Raw genomic sequence first — 937 nt, forward strand, 5'->3', positions numbered from 1 at the left:
AACGACCTCATTGACTTGCGTGAACAACTCCTTGAACGGAACCCGACCGCCAACAGCCTCATTGACTTGCGTGAACAACTCCTTGAACGGAACCCGACCGCCAACGACTCTATTAACAGCCATGAATAAAGACGTAAACTTAACTTCGCCACCAATGATTTTGTTTACTTTTTCAAATAACTGACGAAATTCTGAATCCCCACCAATGTCTTGATATATTTTTTTAAATTGGTCAAGTCCTCCATAGATACCGCCACCAAATACGCCATATGCCAATCCTCCCAAAAAACCAAATAATGCAGCTATCGGTTTTCTGAGCGCTTTTAACATCACCGCAAAGCCAGCTGCAGCGAATCCCACGGTTCTTCGTAAACCATTGAAACCCAGCACCATTACTGCTGCGTTAAATCCTGCAACTCGTCGTAACCCATTGAATCCTAAAGCTAATACCGCTGTAACAAAACCTGCAGATCGTCGTAATCCATTGAATCCTACAGCGATTGCCGCTGTCATAACCCCTGCGGCTTGTCGTAATCCATTGAGTCCTGCAGCGATTGCCGCTGCAGCAAAGCCTGCGGCTTGTCGCAATCCATTGAATCCTAAAGCTAATACCGCTGCAGCAAAGCCCGCAGCTCGTCGTAATCCATTGAATCCTACAGCTAATGCCGCTGCAGCAAAGCCTGCAGCTTGTCGCAATCCATTGAGTCCTACAGCGATTGCCGCTGTCATAACCCCTACGACTCTCCGTAATCCATTGAGTCCCACAGCTAATGTCGCTGCAGCAAACCCTGCAGCTTGTCGCAATCCATTGAGTCCTACAGCGATTGTCGCTGTCATAACCCCTACGACTCTCCGTAATCCATTGAATCCTACAGCTAATGCCGCTGCAGCAAAGCCTGCAGCTTGTCGCAATCCATTGAGTCCTACAGCGATTGCC

General features: G+C 48.1%; 1 protein-coding gene. It reads right to left on the minus strand.

The window, feature by feature from the left end; translation table 11 throughout:
- A partial coding sequence (locus Llon_RS11635; RefSeq protein WP_193391629.1) for a hypothetical protein occupies positions 1-937 on the minus strand: 937 nt, incomplete at both ends.

Source organism: Legionella londiniensis (genome assembly GCF_001467825.1).
Classification (GTDB): Bacteria; Pseudomonadota; Gammaproteobacteria; order Legionellales; family Legionellaceae; genus Legionella_A; species Legionella_A londiniensis.